This window comes from Streptomyces sp. P9-A2, assembly GCF_036634175.1.
Lineage (GTDB): Bacteria > Actinomycetota > Actinomycetes > Streptomycetales > Streptomycetaceae > Streptomyces > Streptomyces pratens.
Window position 1 is genome coordinate 4,033,824 of record NZ_JAZIFX010000001.1, and the last position, 16,430, is coordinate 4,050,253.

12 protein-coding genes, 1 tRNA gene and 1 pseudogene are annotated in these 16,430 nt (G+C 70.2%); 8 read left to right on the plus strand and 6 right to left on the minus strand.

Translation table 11 applies throughout. The annotated features are described in order from the left end of the window. Positions 1 to 48: 48 nt before the first annotated feature. Positions 49 to 2,100, minus strand: coding sequence for a hypothetical protein (locus V4Y04_RS18300; RefSeq protein ID WP_332429288.1), 2,052 nt, complete (start codon positions 2,098 to 2,100; stop codon positions 49 to 51). A gap of 522 nt (positions 2,101 to 2,622) precedes the next feature. On the opposite strand from V4Y04_RS18300, the pseudogene V4Y04_RS18305 reads away from it, so the two are divergent. Next, a pseudogene (locus tag V4Y04_RS18305) lies at positions 2,623 to 2,784 on the plus strand (2Fe-2S iron-sulfur cluster-binding protein); the annotation flags it as partial. A 138-nt stretch (positions 2,785 to 2,922) separates the two neighbouring features. On the opposite strand, the gene V4Y04_RS18310 reads toward V4Y04_RS18305, so the two are convergent. From V4Y04_RS18310 to V4Y04_RS18325, 4 genes are all read right to left on the minus strand, one after another. Next, positions 2,923 to 3,252 carry a rhodanese-like domain-containing protein gene (locus V4Y04_RS18310; protein ID WP_332432898.1) on the minus strand — a complete coding sequence of 110 codons (330 nt, stop codon included), beginning with the start codon at positions 3,250 to 3,252 and terminating at the stop codon, positions 2,923 to 2,925. Positions 3,253 to 3,325: 73 nt separating this feature from the next. Then, positions 3,326 to 4,180: a hypothetical protein gene (locus V4Y04_RS18315; protein ID WP_332429289.1), complete on the minus strand. Its 855-nt coding sequence runs from the start codon at positions 4,178 to 4,180 to the stop codon at positions 3,326 to 3,328. A 208-nt stretch (positions 4,181 to 4,388) separates the two neighbouring features. Further along, the gene (locus V4Y04_RS18320) at positions 4,389 to 5,870 is read right to left on the minus strand and encodes a DUF2252 domain-containing protein (RefSeq protein WP_332429290.1); all 1,482 of its coding nucleotides are present in this window, start codon (positions 5,868 to 5,870) and stop codon (positions 4,389 to 4,391) included. Positions 5,871 to 6,204: 334 nt separating this feature from the next. Then, positions 6,205 to 6,879, minus strand: coding sequence for a ScbR family autoregulator-binding transcription factor (locus tag V4Y04_RS18325; protein ID WP_332429291.1), 675 nt, complete (start codon positions 6,877 to 6,879; stop codon positions 6,205 to 6,207). A 215-nt stretch (positions 6,880 to 7,094) separates the two neighbouring features. Here V4Y04_RS18325 and V4Y04_RS18330 point away from each other — a divergent pair, with 215 nt between their 5' ends. After that, positions 7,095 to 8,198: a ScbA/BarX family gamma-butyrolactone biosynthesis protein gene (locus V4Y04_RS18330; protein ID WP_332429292.1), complete on the plus strand. Its 1,104-nt coding sequence runs from the start codon at positions 7,095 to 7,097 to the stop codon at positions 8,196 to 8,198. Then, positions 8,195 to 9,163: an NAD-dependent epimerase/dehydratase family protein gene (locus V4Y04_RS18335; RefSeq protein ID WP_332429293.1), complete on the plus strand. Its 969-nt coding sequence runs from the start codon at positions 8,195 to 8,197 to the stop codon at positions 9,161 to 9,163. Before V4Y04_RS18330 ends, V4Y04_RS18335 begins: the two co-directional genes overlap by 4 nt. Before the next feature lie 429 nt (positions 9,164 to 9,592). Here the strand turns inward: V4Y04_RS18335 and V4Y04_RS18340 are convergent. Continuing rightward, positions 9,593 to 9,676, minus strand: a tRNA-Leu gene (locus V4Y04_RS18340). 675 nt (positions 9,677 to 10,351) lie between these two features. Here V4Y04_RS18340 and V4Y04_RS18345 point away from each other — a divergent pair. From V4Y04_RS18345 to V4Y04_RS18365, 5 genes are all read left to right on the plus strand, one after another. Then, on the plus strand, positions 10,352 to 11,239 hold the full coding sequence (locus tag V4Y04_RS18345) for a DUF3662 and FHA domain-containing protein (RefSeq protein WP_332429294.1): 888 nt from the start codon (positions 10,352 to 10,354) through the stop codon (positions 11,237 to 11,239). Between the two features lie 10 nt (positions 11,240 to 11,249). Further along, entirely contained in the window at positions 11,250 to 11,759 is a 510-nt protein-coding gene (locus tag V4Y04_RS18350; RefSeq protein ID WP_332429295.1) for an FHA domain-containing protein FhaB/FipA, read from the plus strand. A gap of 132 nt (positions 11,760 to 11,891) precedes the next feature. Continuing rightward, positions 11,892 to 13,436 (plus strand): Stp1/IreP family PP2C-type Ser/Thr phosphatase, encoded by a 1,545-nt coding sequence (locus tag V4Y04_RS18355; protein ID WP_332432899.1) that lies wholly within the window; start codon positions 11,892 to 11,894, stop codon positions 13,434 to 13,436. Between the two features lie 27 nt (positions 13,437 to 13,463). Then, on the plus strand, positions 13,464 to 14,909 hold the full coding sequence (locus V4Y04_RS18360; RefSeq protein ID WP_332429296.1) for an FtsW/RodA/SpoVE family cell cycle protein: 1,446 nt from the start codon (positions 13,464 to 13,466) through the stop codon (positions 14,907 to 14,909). Next, positions 14,906 to 16,378, plus strand: coding sequence for a peptidoglycan D,D-transpeptidase FtsI family protein (locus tag V4Y04_RS18365; protein ID WP_332429297.1), 1,473 nt, complete (start codon positions 14,906 to 14,908; stop codon positions 16,376 to 16,378). Before V4Y04_RS18360 ends, V4Y04_RS18365 begins: the two co-directional genes overlap by 4 nt. The last annotated feature ends 52 nt before the right edge of the window (positions 16,379 to 16,430 follow it).

Below are 16,430 nucleotides of genomic sequence, written 5' to 3' on the forward strand. Positions count from 1 at the left end.
AGGGGACCGGCCGCCGGTCGTCCTGTCCGTCGCTCAGCTCAGGTCAGGTCAGGTCAGGTCGACGCGGTTCGCGTCGAGGGCCGGTGTCAACAGCGTGTCGCTCGGCGCATGCTCCTGCTGGTGGAGAAGGGCCGTGTCGGCGAGGGCGTTGACCGCGGTGTTGAACCGCTCCATCGAGGTGGGCCGGTCGGGGCCGAGGACGTACTCCTTGAGCGTGTGCCGGTCGAGTGCCATCGGGTCATGGCGCGGCTCTCGCACCGACCGCAGGATCTCCGGCAGTCGGGTGCAGGCACGGTCGAGGAGATAGGCGCCGCCCGCAGTGGTGTAGGCGGCCCGGAATTCCTCGTCGGGCAGGTCGTGAGCATTGGTCAGGACGTACGGCTTGAGGCTCGCGACGAAGTCGGCGACGACGGATGAGACGTCGCTGATGAGCATGTCCGCCTGGTTGAAGCACTCGTACAGGGTGGGCAGTTGACCGGTGATCACCTGGTGGCGGAGGGGGCCGGTGCGGCTCCAGAAGAGGTGGTGCCATTCGGCTTCCAGCGCGTGCCACTCGTCGGAGCCGGTGTCGTCCGGCATCCGTGCGTCGCGCGTCTGCTGGGCGTCGTCGCCGGTGCGGTTACGGCCGGCGAGTTCGTTGAGCCGTTCCTTGATCTCCTGCATCCGCGGCTCCGTCCCGGTGGCGAGCTCGGGCAGGGTGTCGGCGGACTGACGCCGGCGGTTGTCGGCGTCGAGCATCTCCCGGATGGCCCGATCGGCGGCCGCGGCTTCGACGGAGCGCTTGCCGGTCAGCGGGTGCGGTTTGTACAGGACCCGTACGCCCTCGTCGAGCAGGGCACTGATCAGGCCCGTGCCCATGGGGATCAGGGAGGTGTGGCAGTCGTCGTCGCTCCAGCCCTCCCAGGTCGGCGCGTACAGCACGGTAGGCAGCGGGCCGGGTATGTGCTCGGCGTGCGGCCGGATCGAGGACAGTTGGGGACGGCCGACCTCCACGATCGCGGCGTCGTCGATGGCGTGCCGGATCCGCTGGTAGCGGTCGCGGCCCGCGCGTCCGGCCACCCATATCTCGTCGTACACCTTGCTGACCCGGTTGCTGCTGGCGAGCTTGTCGCTGTCGCCATGGCCGATGAAGACGTGCTTGGCCTCGGCGACGCGCAGCATGTGGACGTTCTTGCCCGCGTTGCCCGGATACAGCACCACCTTCAGGTCAGGCAGGTCCAGTTGGGCCAGGTCGTCGGCCCTGGGCACGCATACGACCGGGAGGCGGGTGCGGCTGAGGTAGGCGAAGGAGGCGCGTTCCCGCAGGATGATCAGCGGGCGGCGGTCGAGGTTCTCCAGAGTCTCGATCCACATGTTGACCTGGTACATGAAGTCACGGGAGACCGCGGCGAAGCTGAAGTACAGGGCCACCTCCGGCCGGTAGTCGGCCAGCTGCCGGTTGAGTGCGGCGATGATCTCCTCCCGTTCCGGCATCCGGCGGGCCGTTCGCACCTGCGCGGCCAGTGCCAGCAGCATGAGAGCGGGCAGGACAAGGCTCACCGCGTATCCGGCCTTGGTGAGGAACCAGCCGGAGGTCGCCAGACCGACGAGCAGCCCCGCGTGCATCGGCAGGTCGAGGTGGAGCAGCCGGCGCAGGTAGCGGCGGAACAGCAGGGGCGGCGGAGCCTTGGGGATGCCTGCGTCACTCATGTCCATGTTGCGTACGGCGACCGGAAGCCTCCGCTTCCGGTGGATGACGCGGTGCAGCGCGGTGTAGAGCACGAGTATCCCGAACTGGCCGCCCAGGACGAGCAGTCCGGCGACCAGCACGGGCTCGGGCGCGTCCAGGCGCACCGCCAGCACGAGAAGCAGCGCGTCACGGACCAGGAATCGCATGATCCGGTCGAACCTGAAACCTGCCAGCCGGCGGATGAAGGCGGGCTCGACACGGTGCAGCCACGCGTCCGTGACATAGCTGACGGCCGATGCGGCGATGAACCCCCACAGATGGGGAAGCAGGGCGAACAGCGGTAGCGCCGCATAGCTCGCCCCGAGCAGGAGCGACAGCGCGAATCCGCCCCTGGTGTGTATGCGCAGCGCGGCACGCAGCGGTCGGAGCATGGTTGCTCGATGTCCCTTCCAGGAATCGGCCGGGAAGCCTGCCGAGGAATGAGTAATACGTGTGTTCGACACGTACATGGGGTGAATGGTTGTGTAACAAGAGACAACTTTCTCAACGCGCGAATCGGACGGACCCGGCGCCCCCGCTTCAGGGCCTACGGGACGATCGGCCGTCCGTCCGGCGTACGCCGCCATGTCCGTCGCACGCGGTCGGAGTGGGCGACGCGCAGGTCCGCGGTGCGGGAGCCGGGGGACGCGGCGCTCACGTCCGCTGAACTGCCGTGATGGCCGCGCCACCATGACCGCGCCACCATGGCCGGGCCCCGGACGGAGAGGACACGAGGCGCGAGCACCCGGAATCGCAGGGGACACCTGAGGATGGCCGCGTCACCACGAACCGTGGGCGAACGAAGCAGGAGCCTGCCCGTGAGCTATCTCACGGACGGGCCCCTGCGTGCTTCAACCGGGCCGTGCATCGCCGCACAGCCCGCAGCAACCGGGAAACGGGCCACTGCCGTGCCCAAGTCCGGGGTGTGCGGAACGTGCCGCCCCTTCCTCGTCTCGGGTGAGGTACGGATGGACCGCGACTTCGCGCTGGAGTCGGAGGAGACCGACGCGGGCTACGTGCCGGCCTGCCCGTCGCATCCGGCGACGGAGAGGGTGGAGCTGGACTTCGACCGGTGACGGCCGCACCGCCACGTACGGACGCACCGCCGCCATGTACGGACGCACCGGTCACGTCCCGGCCGATTCCGCCGTCGTGTACGGACGCACCGGTCACGTCCCGGCCGATTCCGCCGTGACCGCCCGCCCTGCCCAGTGCTACAGAACGTGCCCGGGCTTCCCGTCATCGGTGACGACGGGGCGGCCCGCGGACTCCCACACCTGCATGCCGCCGTCCACGTTCACGGCGTCGATGCCCTGCTGGACCAGATACATCGTGACCTGGGCCGAACGCCCACCGGAACGGCAGATCACATGCACCCGGCCGTCCTGCGGAGCCGCCTCGGCCAGTTCGCCGTAGCGGGCGACGAACTCACTGACCGGGATGTGCAGCGCCCCTTCGGCATGACCGGACGTCCACTCGTCGCTTTCGCGGACGTCCAGCAGGAAGTCGCTGTCCTTGAGGTCCGAGACCTCGACCGTGGGCACCCCAGTCGCAAAACTCATGCCCCCGACGCTACCGGAAGCCCCGGCCCGGGACTCGCGCCCACCGGACCGGACCTCAGCTCTCCAGAGCCTCCAGGGCCGCCAGCTCCGCCTCGCGCTCGGCCACCTCGGCGCGCAGCTGTTCGGCGATCTCCTCCAGGAGACGGTCCGGGTCGTCCGGGGCCAGCCGGAGCATCGAGCCGATGGCGCCCTCCTCGAGCTCCTTCGCGACCAGCGTGAGCAGTTCCTTGCGCTGGGCAAGCCATTCGAGCCGGGCGTAGAGTTCCTCGCCGGCGCTCGGGGCCTGCTCCTTCAGTTTCGGGCCCGCCGCCCATTCGGCGGTGAGCTCCCGCAGCTCGGCCTCGCTGCCACGGGCGTAGGCGGCGTTGACGCGGGTGATGAACTCCTCGCGACGGTGACGTTCCGCCTCCTCCTGTGCCAGGTCCGGGTGGGCCTGGCGGGCGAGGTCGCGGTAGAGCTTGCGGGCCTCCTCGCTGGGCCGCACCCGCTCCGGGGGCCGGACGGGCTGGCCGGTGAGCATGGCCGCGGCCTCCGGGAAGAGACCGTTGCCGTCCATCCAGCCGCTCAGCAGTTCCTCCACGCCGGGAATCGGCTGCAGCCGGGAGCGCGCGTCGTCGGCCAGCCGACGGTCCTCGGGATCACCGCTGCGGGCGGCCCTGGCCTCCAGGATGCGGGCGTCCAGCTCCTCGATGCGGGCGTACACGGGACCGAGCCGCTGCTCGTGCAGCCGGGAGAAATTCTCGACCTCGATGCGGAAGGTGTCCACCGCGATCTCGAACTCGATCAGCGCCTGCTCCGCGGCCCGCACGGCCCGCTCCAGCCGTGCCTCGGGCCGCTGCGCATCACCGCCGGCCGCCGCCTGCTCCGCACCGGCGCCGCCACTGCCCTGCTCACCCTGCGAGGTCGTCACCCGAACAGCGTAGGCCACCACCGCCACCACCGATTCCCATCATCCCTGCCCCTGCCGCCACCCACCCGGCCCCGGCAGCCGACCGACCTCCCGCCCGGCCGACCGGAGACCGGGGAGGGTCATGGGCCGGCCGGGGTCATGGCCCCACCGGCTCCGCCCGCACCCTCACCCGGCCAGTGGAGAGCCTCCGGAAGGAGTGAAGCGGTGCTCAGACCCCCGTCTCCGCCGCGATCCGGCCCGAGCGGACCGCTGTCAGCAGGTCCGCGTGGTCCGCCTCCGTGCGGTCGGCATAGCGGAAGGCGAAGTCGCCCATCGCCTCGTCGAGCTCGTCGCTCCTGCCGCAGTACCCCGCGATCAGGCGGGGGTCGGCGCTGTGGGAATGGGCGCGGGCCAGGAGGGCGCCGGTCATCCGGGCGTAGTCGTCGACCTGGTCGGCGGACAGGGCCGTGGGGTCGACGCTGCCCTTGCGGTTGCGGAACTGCCGTACCTGGTAGGGCCGCCCCTCGACGGTCGTCCAGCCCAGCAAGTTGTCGCTGACCACCTGCATCCGCTTCTGGCCCAGGACCACGCGCCGGCCCTCGTGGCCGACGTCGGGGACGTCGAAGCCGGCCGTCAGCAGATGCGGCACCAGCGCCGAGGCGCGGGCCTCCTTCACCTGAAGGACAAGGGGCTCCCCCCGATGGTCGAGGAGCAGCACGACGTACGAGCGGGTGCCCACGCTGCCCGTGCCGACGACGCGGAACGCCACGTCCTGCACCGCGTGCCGGGCCAGCAGCGGAAGCCGGTCGGGCTGGAGGGTGCCGACGTACTCCTCCAGGGAGGAGGCCACCGCCAGGGCCTCGGCGTCGGGGACACGGCGCAGCACCGGCGGGGCGTCGACGAAGCGGCGCCCGCCGTCCTCCGTCACCTTGGTGGACTTGGCCGCGAAACGGCCGCTGGTGTTGGCGCGGGCCTTCGTGTAGACCCGCTCCAGTGTGCCGAGCAGATCGTGCGCGTCGGTGTGGGAGACCAGTTCCTCGTCGGCGATGGCGTTCCACGCGTCCAGCACCGGCATCTTCGCCAGCAGCCGCATCGTGCGACGGTAGGCGCCCACCGTGTCCTGGGCGGCTTTGCGGCAGGTGTCCTCGTCCGCGCCGACCTCCCGCCCCGCGAGCACCAGCGAAGTGGCGAGCCGCTTGAGGTCCCACTCCCAGGGACCCCACACCGTCTCGTCGAAGTCGTTCAGGTCGATGACCAGCCCACCGCGCGCGTCGCCGTACAGACCGAAGTTCGCCGCGTGCGCGTCGCCGCAGAGCTGCGCGCGGATCCGCGTCATGGGGGTGCGGGCCAGGTCGTGGCCCATCAGGCCCGCCGATCCGCGCAGGAAGGCGAACGGTGTCGCCGCCATCCTGCCCACTCGTATCGGCGTCAGCTCGGGCAGCCGGCCACGACTGGACTCCTCGACCGCGCTGACCGCGTCGGGGCGTGAGGGATCCAGATCGAGAGCCGAGTGCGCCCTGCGCGGCACCAGCCGGCGCAGAGCCTTGCCGTCCGCCTTGGCCGAGCCCTCGGGCGGCCACGCCGCGAAGCCCGGTACGCGCGGCAGCCGCCGCACCTCACCGGCGGCGAGGTCCGGCTCCGCCCGCTCCGCCGTCCTGCCCGTCCCGGTCCCGCCGGCACCAGTTTCGGTCACCACAACCGCCTCCCCCATACGCCCGTACCTACACACACCGGCCGTGCCGCACGCGAACGGCCACCGACCGTCGGCCCGCCTCGATGTCGCCATGGGCATCGGCGCAGGCCATGAGATCAACTGTGCCGACCGTACAACCAGGTGGCCGAAACGCGTCAGACCCTGTGGACAACTCCGGGACCGTGGACAACTCCGTCACTCACCCGCGCCCCTGCCACCACCCGCCCCGCAACCACTGCCCGCCCCATCACCCGAGCCACGGCGACCACCTGCCGCACCCTCCCCCGCCTGTCCTGCCGGTCCCGCCTGTCCTGCCTGTCCTGCCCCGCCCCGCCGGTCCTGCCCCGCCCTGCTATCTCGCTTCTGCCTCGGTGGCCACGTTCCCCGTGGCCGGTTCCAGGCGCCCCGCCTCAAGGGCCCGCCGACCGCGGTCCGCCGAGATGTCCAGCCGGGCCAGCACCGCCGGCACCGCGATGCCCGGCAGCATGTGCTGGAACAGCACCACGACCCGGTGCTCCAGATCCTGCCGCTGACAGCGCAGCTGCGAGAGGAGCTGTACTCCCGAAAAGCTCGCGACCAGTAGTTCCGCCGTCTCCGTCACCTCGACGTGCGGCAGCAGTTCGCCCCCCGCCTTCGCCTCGGCCAGGGTCCGGGTGGTCTGGTCGATCCACATCCGGAAAGCGGGGGTCCGGTCCAGTCCCAACGCTCCCTGGTCCAGGGCCAGTCCGACACTGGCGCGCACCAGCGGATCCGTGCACAGCCGCAGGGCCAGCACCAGACCGGAGTCGACGAGTTCCTGGAGCTTGCTGGACTGGGGCTGCAGGGCCACCGCCAGCTGCTCCTCGAAAATGCCGAGCGCCAGCTCCTCCTTGGAGCCGAAGTGGAAGTACAGCGCTCCCTTGGTCACCCCTGCCCGGCCCAGAATCTCGCCGATGGTCGCCGAGGTGTAACCGCGCTCGTCGAAGACGGCCGCCGCCGCGTCCAGAATGGTCCGCCGTGTGCGGATCGCGCGCTCCTGTCGCGCCATCGGGTGCCTCCTGATCTCCGTGGATCTCGTGGATCGCCGTGAAGTGGTCATGCGGTAGCCATGCGGTCGGCATACCGCCGTACCACGATGCCGTGCGGGCTCGTGGACTCGTGGACTCGTCTCCAACGGTGTGGATCACCCTTGAAAAAAACCGGCTCGTCCGTATCTTAGTGCGAAGTCGACCGGAGCCAGGCCTTCTATCCGGAGGGTTCCTCATGCCGCAGTCAGGTGCCACAAGCACGCCCACGGAGGATCGAACCGGACAGCGAAGCGCGCCCGCAACCACCGCTGGACAGGCAGTCGGCGCCCTCACCGTCACCCGGGTCACCGCGGAACTCGCCCACCGCACCCGCGCGGCGGACATCTTCCCGACGGAATGGGTCCGCCTGTCCGAACTCGACTTCCGCGTCACCGCGCACTGGCCCGCCGACCACTCCTTCTTCGGCCCCGTGGACGACCTCCGCCAGGATCCGATGATCGTCGCCGAGACACTGCGCCAGACGACGATGGCCCTCGCCCATGCCGAGTTCGGTGCCCCCCTCGACACACACTTCGTCATGTGGGATCTGGGAATCTCCACCGTCCCCTCCGAACTGCTGCTCGCGGACGCCGCGGAGCCGGTCACCGTCGACGTCGTCTGCTCCGAGGTACGCCGCCGGGGCCGCGGCCTGAGCAGCATGCGGACCACCATGGAGTTCCACCGCGCGGGACGGCTCGTCGCCCGGGGCACCGGCAGCATGGGCTGCACCTCACCGGCCGCGTACCGCCGCCTGCGAGCCGGGCAGCCGGGCAGCCCGGGCAGCCCGGGCACCGCGATACCTCCCTTACCCCCCGTCCCTCACGAGCTGGTCGGCCGTCACCGCGCGGAGGACGTCGTCCTCGCCCGCTCCGACCGCCCCGGCACCTGGCTCCTGCGTGTCGACACCAGTCACCCCGTGCTCTTCGCCCGGCCCAACGACCACGTCCCCGGCATGGTTCTGTTCGAGGCGGCCCGCCAGGCGGCGACAGCGGCAACCGGCGGACGCGTCTTCCTGCCGTCCGACCTGGCCTCCTCCTTCAGCCGCTACACCGAGCTGGACAGCCCTTGCCTCCTCGAAACCGAGGTCTTCGACAAGGGCGGAGCCGACGATGAGGCCAGGAGCCCCGACAGGGGGGACGACGGTGACGAAGGCGAGGTGACCGTACGGGTCTTCGGCCTGCAGAACGACGAACCCGTCTTCACCGTCACCCTCGCCTCGGCCCTCCACCGCCGGAGCCCGTGGCCACCCCCAAGGCTTCCCCCAGCCCCAGCCCCATCCCCGGTACGGTCGCTGACGTGACGGTGAACCTCCTGATCACGGGCGGCACCGGTTTCATCGGGAGCCGGATCACCGCCGCGGCGCGCCGACGCCCGCACACCCACATCCGGTTGCTGTCCCGCCGCGCCCCCGCCGGGAACGCACAGCCCGACGCCCCGCAGCCGAGCACCTTCCCGGACACGCCCCCGCCCGCCGTGACCGTCCCCGGTGACCTCACCGACCCCGCCTCCCTGCACGGCAGTTGCGCCGGCGTCGATGTCCTCGTCCACTGCGCCTCACGCATCACCGGCGACCCGGAATCCGTCGCGGCGGTCAACGACCGGGGCACCAAGGCGCTGGTGGAGGAGGCGGTACGCAGCGGGGTGCGCCGGATCCTGTACGTGAGCACCGCCGCCGTCCACGGCAGGGGCCCCTTCCGCGGCGTACGGCCGGGCGAGGCTCCCGTCGCCCCCGTCTCCGCCACCAGCCGCACCCGCGCCGCGGCCGAACGGCACGTACTCGACGCGGGCGGCCTGGTGCTGCGACCCCACCTGGTGTACGGCTCGGGCGACCACTGGGTGGTACCCGGACTGGTGGGGCTCCTGAGGGAGTTGTCGGCCACCGTGGCGGGCTGCGGGGCCCTGCACTCGATGATCGACGTCGACGTCCTGGGCCGCGCGGCCGTCGCCGCGGCACTCTCCCCGGTCCACGAACCCGGCGTCCACTACGTCAACCACCCGGACCCGGTAGCCGCGTCGGAGCTGCTCGCGGCCGTCTGCGCACAGGTGGAACAGCCCGGCGGGGGAACGGCGGTCGACGTCACGACCGCCTACGCGCGGGCCGCCGGCTCCCCGCGCGCCCTGCATCACCTCGGCATGCTCACCGTCGACCACTGGTTCAGGGACGACACCTTCTGGGACCGCCTGGACTGCTCCCCGGGCGAGCCCTTCCTCCGCGCCTTCCCCCACGCGGCCCCCTGGTACCGGTCGTTCGCCACCGCCCTCTGACCGGCCACCGCCACGGTCACCACCACGACCATCGCACCCGCGCTCCCGGCCCCGTCGGCTCACCGACGTGCCGCAAGCGGCGCACCGTCCCCGTCCTGCCCGCCGCCGCGCCACCGCGCCACCGCGCCACCGCGCCACCGCGCCACCGCGCCACCGCGCCACCGCGCCACCGCGCCACCGCAAGGCCACGTCACTGGGTATCCGGCCGCCGGAGGGCCGCGCGAGCCGGACCTGAGACTTTCCTCACAGGCCACCGGTGGCCCGCAGCGGAGTGGGCGAAGCTTCACACCCGGAACGGGACCGCGGACGGCCCGAGCCGTCGGCGATCCCTGTGTTTCCGCCCACACACAGCGGAACGGGCGGCATCGTGATCACGATGCCGCCCGTTCCCTTGGTACTACTGAAGCACTCTCACTCGGTGCTTCGATGTGCGCGAGGGGGGAGTTGAACCCCCACGCCCTTGCGGGCACTGGAACCTGAATCCAGCGCGTCTGCCTATTCCGCCACTCGCGCATTCGGTGTGTCCTCGGGCCCTTTCCTGTAAGGGTCAGGCGCCTTCCGACTCCTGAACATTAGCACGCTGGCCGGGGTGGATTCACATCCCTTTCCACCCGCCCCCACTCCCCACCCGCGCTGAGCAGCACCGCCGCCCATGAGCGGTCCGCAAGCGGCACACCGGCCGTCCGGACCACCCTTGAACCACCCCCGAGCAGTCACGGATGATCAACGACGTCATCGCACGGGCCCGTCCCGTACCGCCCTGTGTCGCTCCCGTCACACCGGACAAAAACGTACCGACGGGCACCGATACCCACCCACGGGAACTGATGAGAACCGCTTCACGTATCAACCTCGTACCGGTAGCCCTCGTCTCCACAGGTGCCGGGCAGAGTCCACAGCCAGGTGCGGGACACTGGTCCGCGGTCCCCTTTACGATCCATGGCAGAGCGGCTCGCACGAACACGGCCGAAGGAGTTCGAAGGCGAGCCCCGAAGGGAACTCCGTCAGGCATCGACACCCGTCGGGCCGGACGGGCAGGGGGAACCAGCCGATCGACCAGGGCGTGGATACGATCAGTAAGCAGTACCGGTTATGCGGTGCACGGAACAGCGCACCGGGCAGTAGAGGCGGTAGACGCAGCAGAAGACAGGGCAGTACACAGGACGGCAACGACGGAGGAGGTGCCCCATGGGAGTCCTGAAGAAGTTTGAGCAGCGACTCGAAGGCCTGGTCAACGGCACCTTTGCCAAGGTGTTCAAGTCCGAGGTGCAGCCCGTGGAGATCGCGGGAGCGCTCCAGCGGGAGTGCGACAACAACGCGACCATCTGGAACCGTGATCGCACCGTTGTCCCCAACGACTTCATCGTCGAACTGAGCACCCCCGACTTCGAGCGGCTCAGCCCGTACTCCGGGCAGCTCGGCGACGAACTCGCCGGCATGGTGCGCGACTACGCCAAGCAGCAGCGCTACACCTTCATGGGCCCCATCAAGGTGCAGCTCGAGAAGGCGGACGACCTCGACACCGGCCTGTACCGGGTGCGCAGCCGTACACTCGCCTCCTCCAGCAGCCAGGCGGGCCCCGCAGGTCCCGGCCCTTCAGGCCCCGGCCCCGCCGGACCCGGCATGGGCGGCCCGCCCGTCGGCGGCCCCGGCGGTTACGGCTACCCGCCGGCCGGTCCCACGGGCGCCCCGCCCATGCCGGCCGCGCCGCCGCCCGGCGGCCGGCCCGGCGGTTACGGCTACCCGCAGCCCGCGGGCGGCCAGCGGCCCCCCGCCGCACCCGCGTCCGCCGGACGCACCCGGCACTGGGTCGAGATCAACGGCAACCGCCACCAGATCTCCAACGGGACGCTCGTACTGGGCCGCAGCACCGAGGCCGACGTGCGGATCGACGACCCCGGCGTCTCCCGCCGGCACTGCGAGATCCGGACCGGAACGCCTTCGACGATCCAGGATCTGGGATCCACCAACGGCATCGTGGTGGACGGACAGCACACCACCCGCGCTACGCTCCGCGACGGCTCGCGAATCGTCGTGGGCAGCACCACCATCATTTACCGGCAAGCCGAAGGGTGAAGCGGGGGCAATGTCAGAGCTGACCCTCACGGTCATGCGGCTGGGTTTTCTGGCCGTTCTGTGGCTGTTCGTGATCGTGGCCGTGCAGGTCATCCGCAGCGACCTGTTCGGCACGCGGGTCACCCAGCGCGGAGCGCGCCGGGAGACCGCCCGGCCGCAACAGGGCGCCCGGCAGGCACCACCGCCGCAGCGCCAGCAGTCCGGGGGCGGCCGCCGCGGCCGTAACGCCCCCACCAAACTCGTCGTGACCGAGGGCATCCTCACGGGCACCACCGTCGCGCTCCAGGGCCAGACCATCACGCTGGGCCGGGCGCACGACAGCACCATCGTGCTGGACGACGACTACGCCTCCAGCCGCCATGCCCGGATCTACCCGGACCGCGACGGCCAGTGGATCGTCGAGGACCTGGGTTCCACGAACGGCACCTATCTGGAACGGTCCAGGCTGACGACCCCCACACCGATCGGACCGGGTTCACCGATCCGCATCGGCAAGACCGTCATCGAGCTGCGGAAGTAGTACGACAATGAGCGAGCGGAGCGAGCACGCAGTGGGGGCCGTCACCCCGGGCCCCGGCGCGCTCCCGACCGGAGGGTGGGCAGTGTGGCTCGACACGACCGGCTGTACCCGGAGCCGACGGGCGAGGTGCGCATGAGTCTGTCCCTGCGCTTCGCCGCCGGATCGCACAAGGGGATGATCCGGGAGGGCAACGAGGACTCCGGTTACGCCGGCCCCCGCCTGCTCGCCATCGCCGACGGTATGGGCGGCGCCGCGGCCGGCGAGGTCGCCTCCTCCGAGGCCATCTCCACCATCGTCTCGCTCGACGACGACGTCCCCGGCTCCGACCTGCTCACCTCCCTCGGCTCGGCCGTGCAGCGCGCCAACGACCAGCTGCGCATGATGGTCGAGGAGGACCCCCAGCTCGAAGGCATGGGCACCACCCTGACCGCGCTGCTGTGGACCGGCCAGCGCCTCGGCATGGTCCACGTCGGCGACTCCAGGGCCTACCTGCTGCGCGACGGCGTCCTCACCCAGATCACCCAGGACCACACCTGGGTGCAGCGGCTGGTGGACGAGGGCCGGATCACCGAGGAGGAGGCGACCACCCACCCGCAGCGGTCCCTGCTCATGCGGGCCCTCGGCAGCGGCGAACACGTCGAGCCCGACCTGTCGATCCGCGAGGTCCGGGCGGGCGACCGGTATCTGATCTGCTCCGACGGCCTGTCCGGCGTGGTCTCCCACCAGACCCTCGAGGAAGCCCTGGCGGGCTACCAGGGTCCCGAGGACACCGTGCAGACACTGATCGAGCTGGCACTGCGCGGCGGCGGCCCGGACAACATCACCGTGATCATCGCCGACGTCCTCGACCTCGACACCGGTGACACCCTGGCCGGCCGGCTGTCCGACACCCCGGTCGTGGTCGGCGCCGTCGCCGAGAACCAGAACCAGCCCAGCGACAACAGCGCCATGCAGACCCCGGCCGGCCGCGCCGCCGGACTCGGCCGCAGGCGCGGCCAGGGCGGCGGGGACGACGGGGGCGAATTCGGCCCGCCCGGCAGCGGCGACGTCACCGGCTTCATCCAGACCGACGGCTTCGACTACGGCGAGGGCGACTTCGTCAAGCCCCGCAAGAACCGCCGGTGGCTCAAACGCTCCTTCTTCGGCCTGCTCACCCTCGCCGTCATCGGCGGCGGCGTGTACAGCGGCTGGCGCTGGACGCAGACCCAGTACTACGTCGGCACCAACGGCGAACACGTCGCGCTCTACCAGGGCATCAGCCAGGACCTGGCCTGGGTCTCGCTCTCGAAGGTCGAGAAGGACCACCCCGAGATCGAACTCAAGTACCTGCCGCCCTACCAGCGGAAGCTGGTCGAGGCGACCATCGCCGAAGGCGACCTGCACGGCGCCCGGTCGAAGATCGACGAACTCTCGGTCCAGGCCTCCGCGTGCAGGAAGGAAGCCGAGCGCCGCACCGCCGACAGCAAGAACAACTCCAAGACCGGCGAGGGCGAGGCCGGAGGCACCACGGGAACCACACCCGCCTCCTTCACGTCCAAGGCCTCGCCGACGCCGACCCCCTCGGACTCGACCGAGGCACCGCAGAAGTCCACGCCCCCGTCCGCACCTACTCCCAGCCCCGGCCCCAGCCTCTCGGAGGAGGAGCAGAAGGTCGTCTCGCTGTGCGGTAAGCAGTAGGCAAGCCGTGAGAGGCCCTGTCACACGATGAGCAGTACTACCAACCCATCGGCGCAGCACACGTCCACGATCGGTGCGATCGGGGCGCCGAGCCGGCGCAACACCGAGCTCGCGCTGCTGGTCTTCGCCGTCGTCATCCCGGTCTTCGCCTACGCCAACGTCGGCCTGGCCATCAGCGACGAGATCCCGGCCGGCCTGCTGAGCTACGGCCTGGGCCTCGGCCTGATGGCAGGCATCGGCCATCTCGTCGTACGGAAGTTCGCGCCGTACGCGGACCCGCTGATGCTGCCGCTGGCCACTCTGCTCAACGGGCTCGGGCTCGTCGCCATCTGGCGGTTGGACCAGTCGAAACTACTGCAGCAGATCCATCAGGCGGGCACCGCCGCCCCCAGACAGCTGCTCTACACCGCCCTGGGCATCGGCCTGTTCGTCGCCGTGCTGGTCTTCCTCAAGGACCACCGCGTCCTGCAGCGCTACACCTACATCTCGATGCTCGGCGCACTGGTCCTGCTGCTGCTGCCCCTGGTGCCCGGCCTCGGCCACAACCTCTACGGCGCGAAGATCTGGATCAAGATCGGCAGCTTCACCATCCAGCCCGGTGAGTTCGCCAAGATCGTCCTGGCGATCTTCTTCGCCGGCTACCTGATGGTGAAGCGCGACGCGCTCGCCCTGGCCAGCCGCCGCTTCATGGGGTTGTACCTGCCGCGCGGACGCGACCTCGGACCGATCCTCGTCGTGTGGGCGGTGTCGATCCTCATCCTCGTCTTCGAGACCGACCTCGGTACCTCCCTGCTGTTCTTCGGCATGTTCGTGATCATGCTGTACGTCGCCACCGAGCGGACCAGCTGGATCGTCTTCGGTCTGCTGATGTCCAGCGCCGGCGCCGTCGGCGTGGCCAGCTTCGAACCGCACATCCAGACACGCGTCCAGGCCTGGCTCGACCCGATGCGCGAGTACCAGCTGAGCCGGTCCGGGGCCAGCGACGGCATCGTCCACTCCGAGCAAGCCATGCAGGCACTGTGGGCCTTCGGCTCCGGCGGCACCCTCGGCACCGGCTGGGGCCAGGGCCACTCCGACCTCATCCGGTTCGCCGCCAACTCCGACTTCATCCTCGCCACCTTCGGCGAGGAACTCGGCCTGGCCGGCATCATGGCCCTGCTCCTGCTCTACGCGCTGATCGTGGAACGCGGCGTGCGCACCGCCCTCGCCGCCCGCGACCCGTTCGGCAAGCTGCTCGCCATCGGCCTGTCCGGCGCCTTCGCCCTCCAGGTCTTCGTCGTCGCCGGCGGCGTCATGGGCCTGATCCCGCTGACCGGTATGACGATGCCCTTCCTGGCGTACGGCGGTTCCTCCGTCATCGCCAACTGGGCGCTCATCGGCATCCTGCTGAGAATCAGCGACACGGCCAGACGCCCCGCCCCCGCCCCCGTCTCCAACCCCGACGCCGAGATGACCCAGGTGGTCCGCCCGTGAACAAGCCCCTGCGCCGGATCGCGATCTTCTGCGGCCTCCTCGTCCTCACCCTCCTCCTCCGCGACAACTGGCTCCAGTACGTCCGGGCCGACGAGCTGAGGAGCGACAAGAACAACCGCCGGGTCGCCATCGAGCGGTACGCGTCACCGCGCGGCGACATCATCGTCGGCGGTGAGCCGATCACCGGGCACACCACCACCAAGGGCGAATTCAAGTACAAGCGCACCTACAAGGACGGCGCCATGTGGGCGCCGGTCACCGGCTACGTCTCCCAGGCTTTCGGCGCCAACCAGCTGGAGGCCATCGAGGACGGCATCCTCACCGGTAACGACGAGCGCCTGTTCTTCCGCAACACGCTCGACATGCTCACGGGCAAGGCCAAGGAGGGCGGCAACGTCGTCACCACCCTCAACGCCTACGCTCAGAAGGCCGCTTACGAGGGCCTGAAGAAGCAGGGCGGCAAGGGCTCGGTCGTCGCCCTCGAACCCTCCACCGGCAAGGTCCTCGCGCTCGCCTCCTTCCCCTCGTACGACCCGTCCGTGTTCGCCGGCGGCAGCGACAAGGACGCCGAGGCCTGGCGGAAGCTGCAGAAGAAGGAGAACCCCGACGACCCGATGCTGAACCGGGCCCTGCGCGAGGTCTACCCGCCCGGCTCCACCTTCAAGGTCCTCACCGCGGCCGCCGCCCTGGAGGAGGGGCTGTACAAGAGCGCGGACGAGAAGACCGACACGCCGCTGCCGTGGATCATGCCGGGCACCACGACCCCGCTGACGAACGACGGCGACCTCCCCTGCGAGGACGCCACCCTCCGCGAAGCGCTCCGGGTCTCCTGCAACACCGTCTTCGGCAAGATCGGCGCCGACCTCGGCAACGACAAGATGCTCGAGTACGCCAAGAAGTTCGGCTTCACCGAGGAACAGTTCACCCCGGTCCGCTCCAGCGCCTCGGTCTTCTCCGACGACATGAACGAGTCGCAGACCGCGCTCTCCTCCATCGGCCAGTTCAACACCGCCACCACCCCGCTGCAGATGGCGATGGTCACCGCCGCCATCGCCAACAACGGCACCCTGATGAAGCCGTACATGGTCGACGAACTCCAGGCCCCGAGCGTCGACACCATCGAGAAGACGGACCCGGAGGAACTGAGCAAGCCCATGTCGGCGGAGAACGCCCAGATTCTCCAGTCGATGATGGAGACCGTCGTCTCCGAGGGCACCGGCTCCAGGGCGAAGATCGACGGCGTCACCATCGGCGGTAAGACCGGTACCGCCCAGCACGGTGTGGACAACAGCGAGAACCCCTACGCGTGGTTCATCTCCTACGCCAAGGGCGAGGACGGCAGCTCGCCGGTGGCCGTCGCCGTGATCATCGAGGACGACGACGCCGTGCGTGGCGACATCTCCGGCGGTGGCCTCGCGGCCCCCATCGCGAAGAGCGTGATGGAGGCGGTCGTCAAGGGCAAGCAGTGACCCCGCTCACATCCGCTTCCCATCGGTGCACGTTGCGGTACCGGTCCTGTAT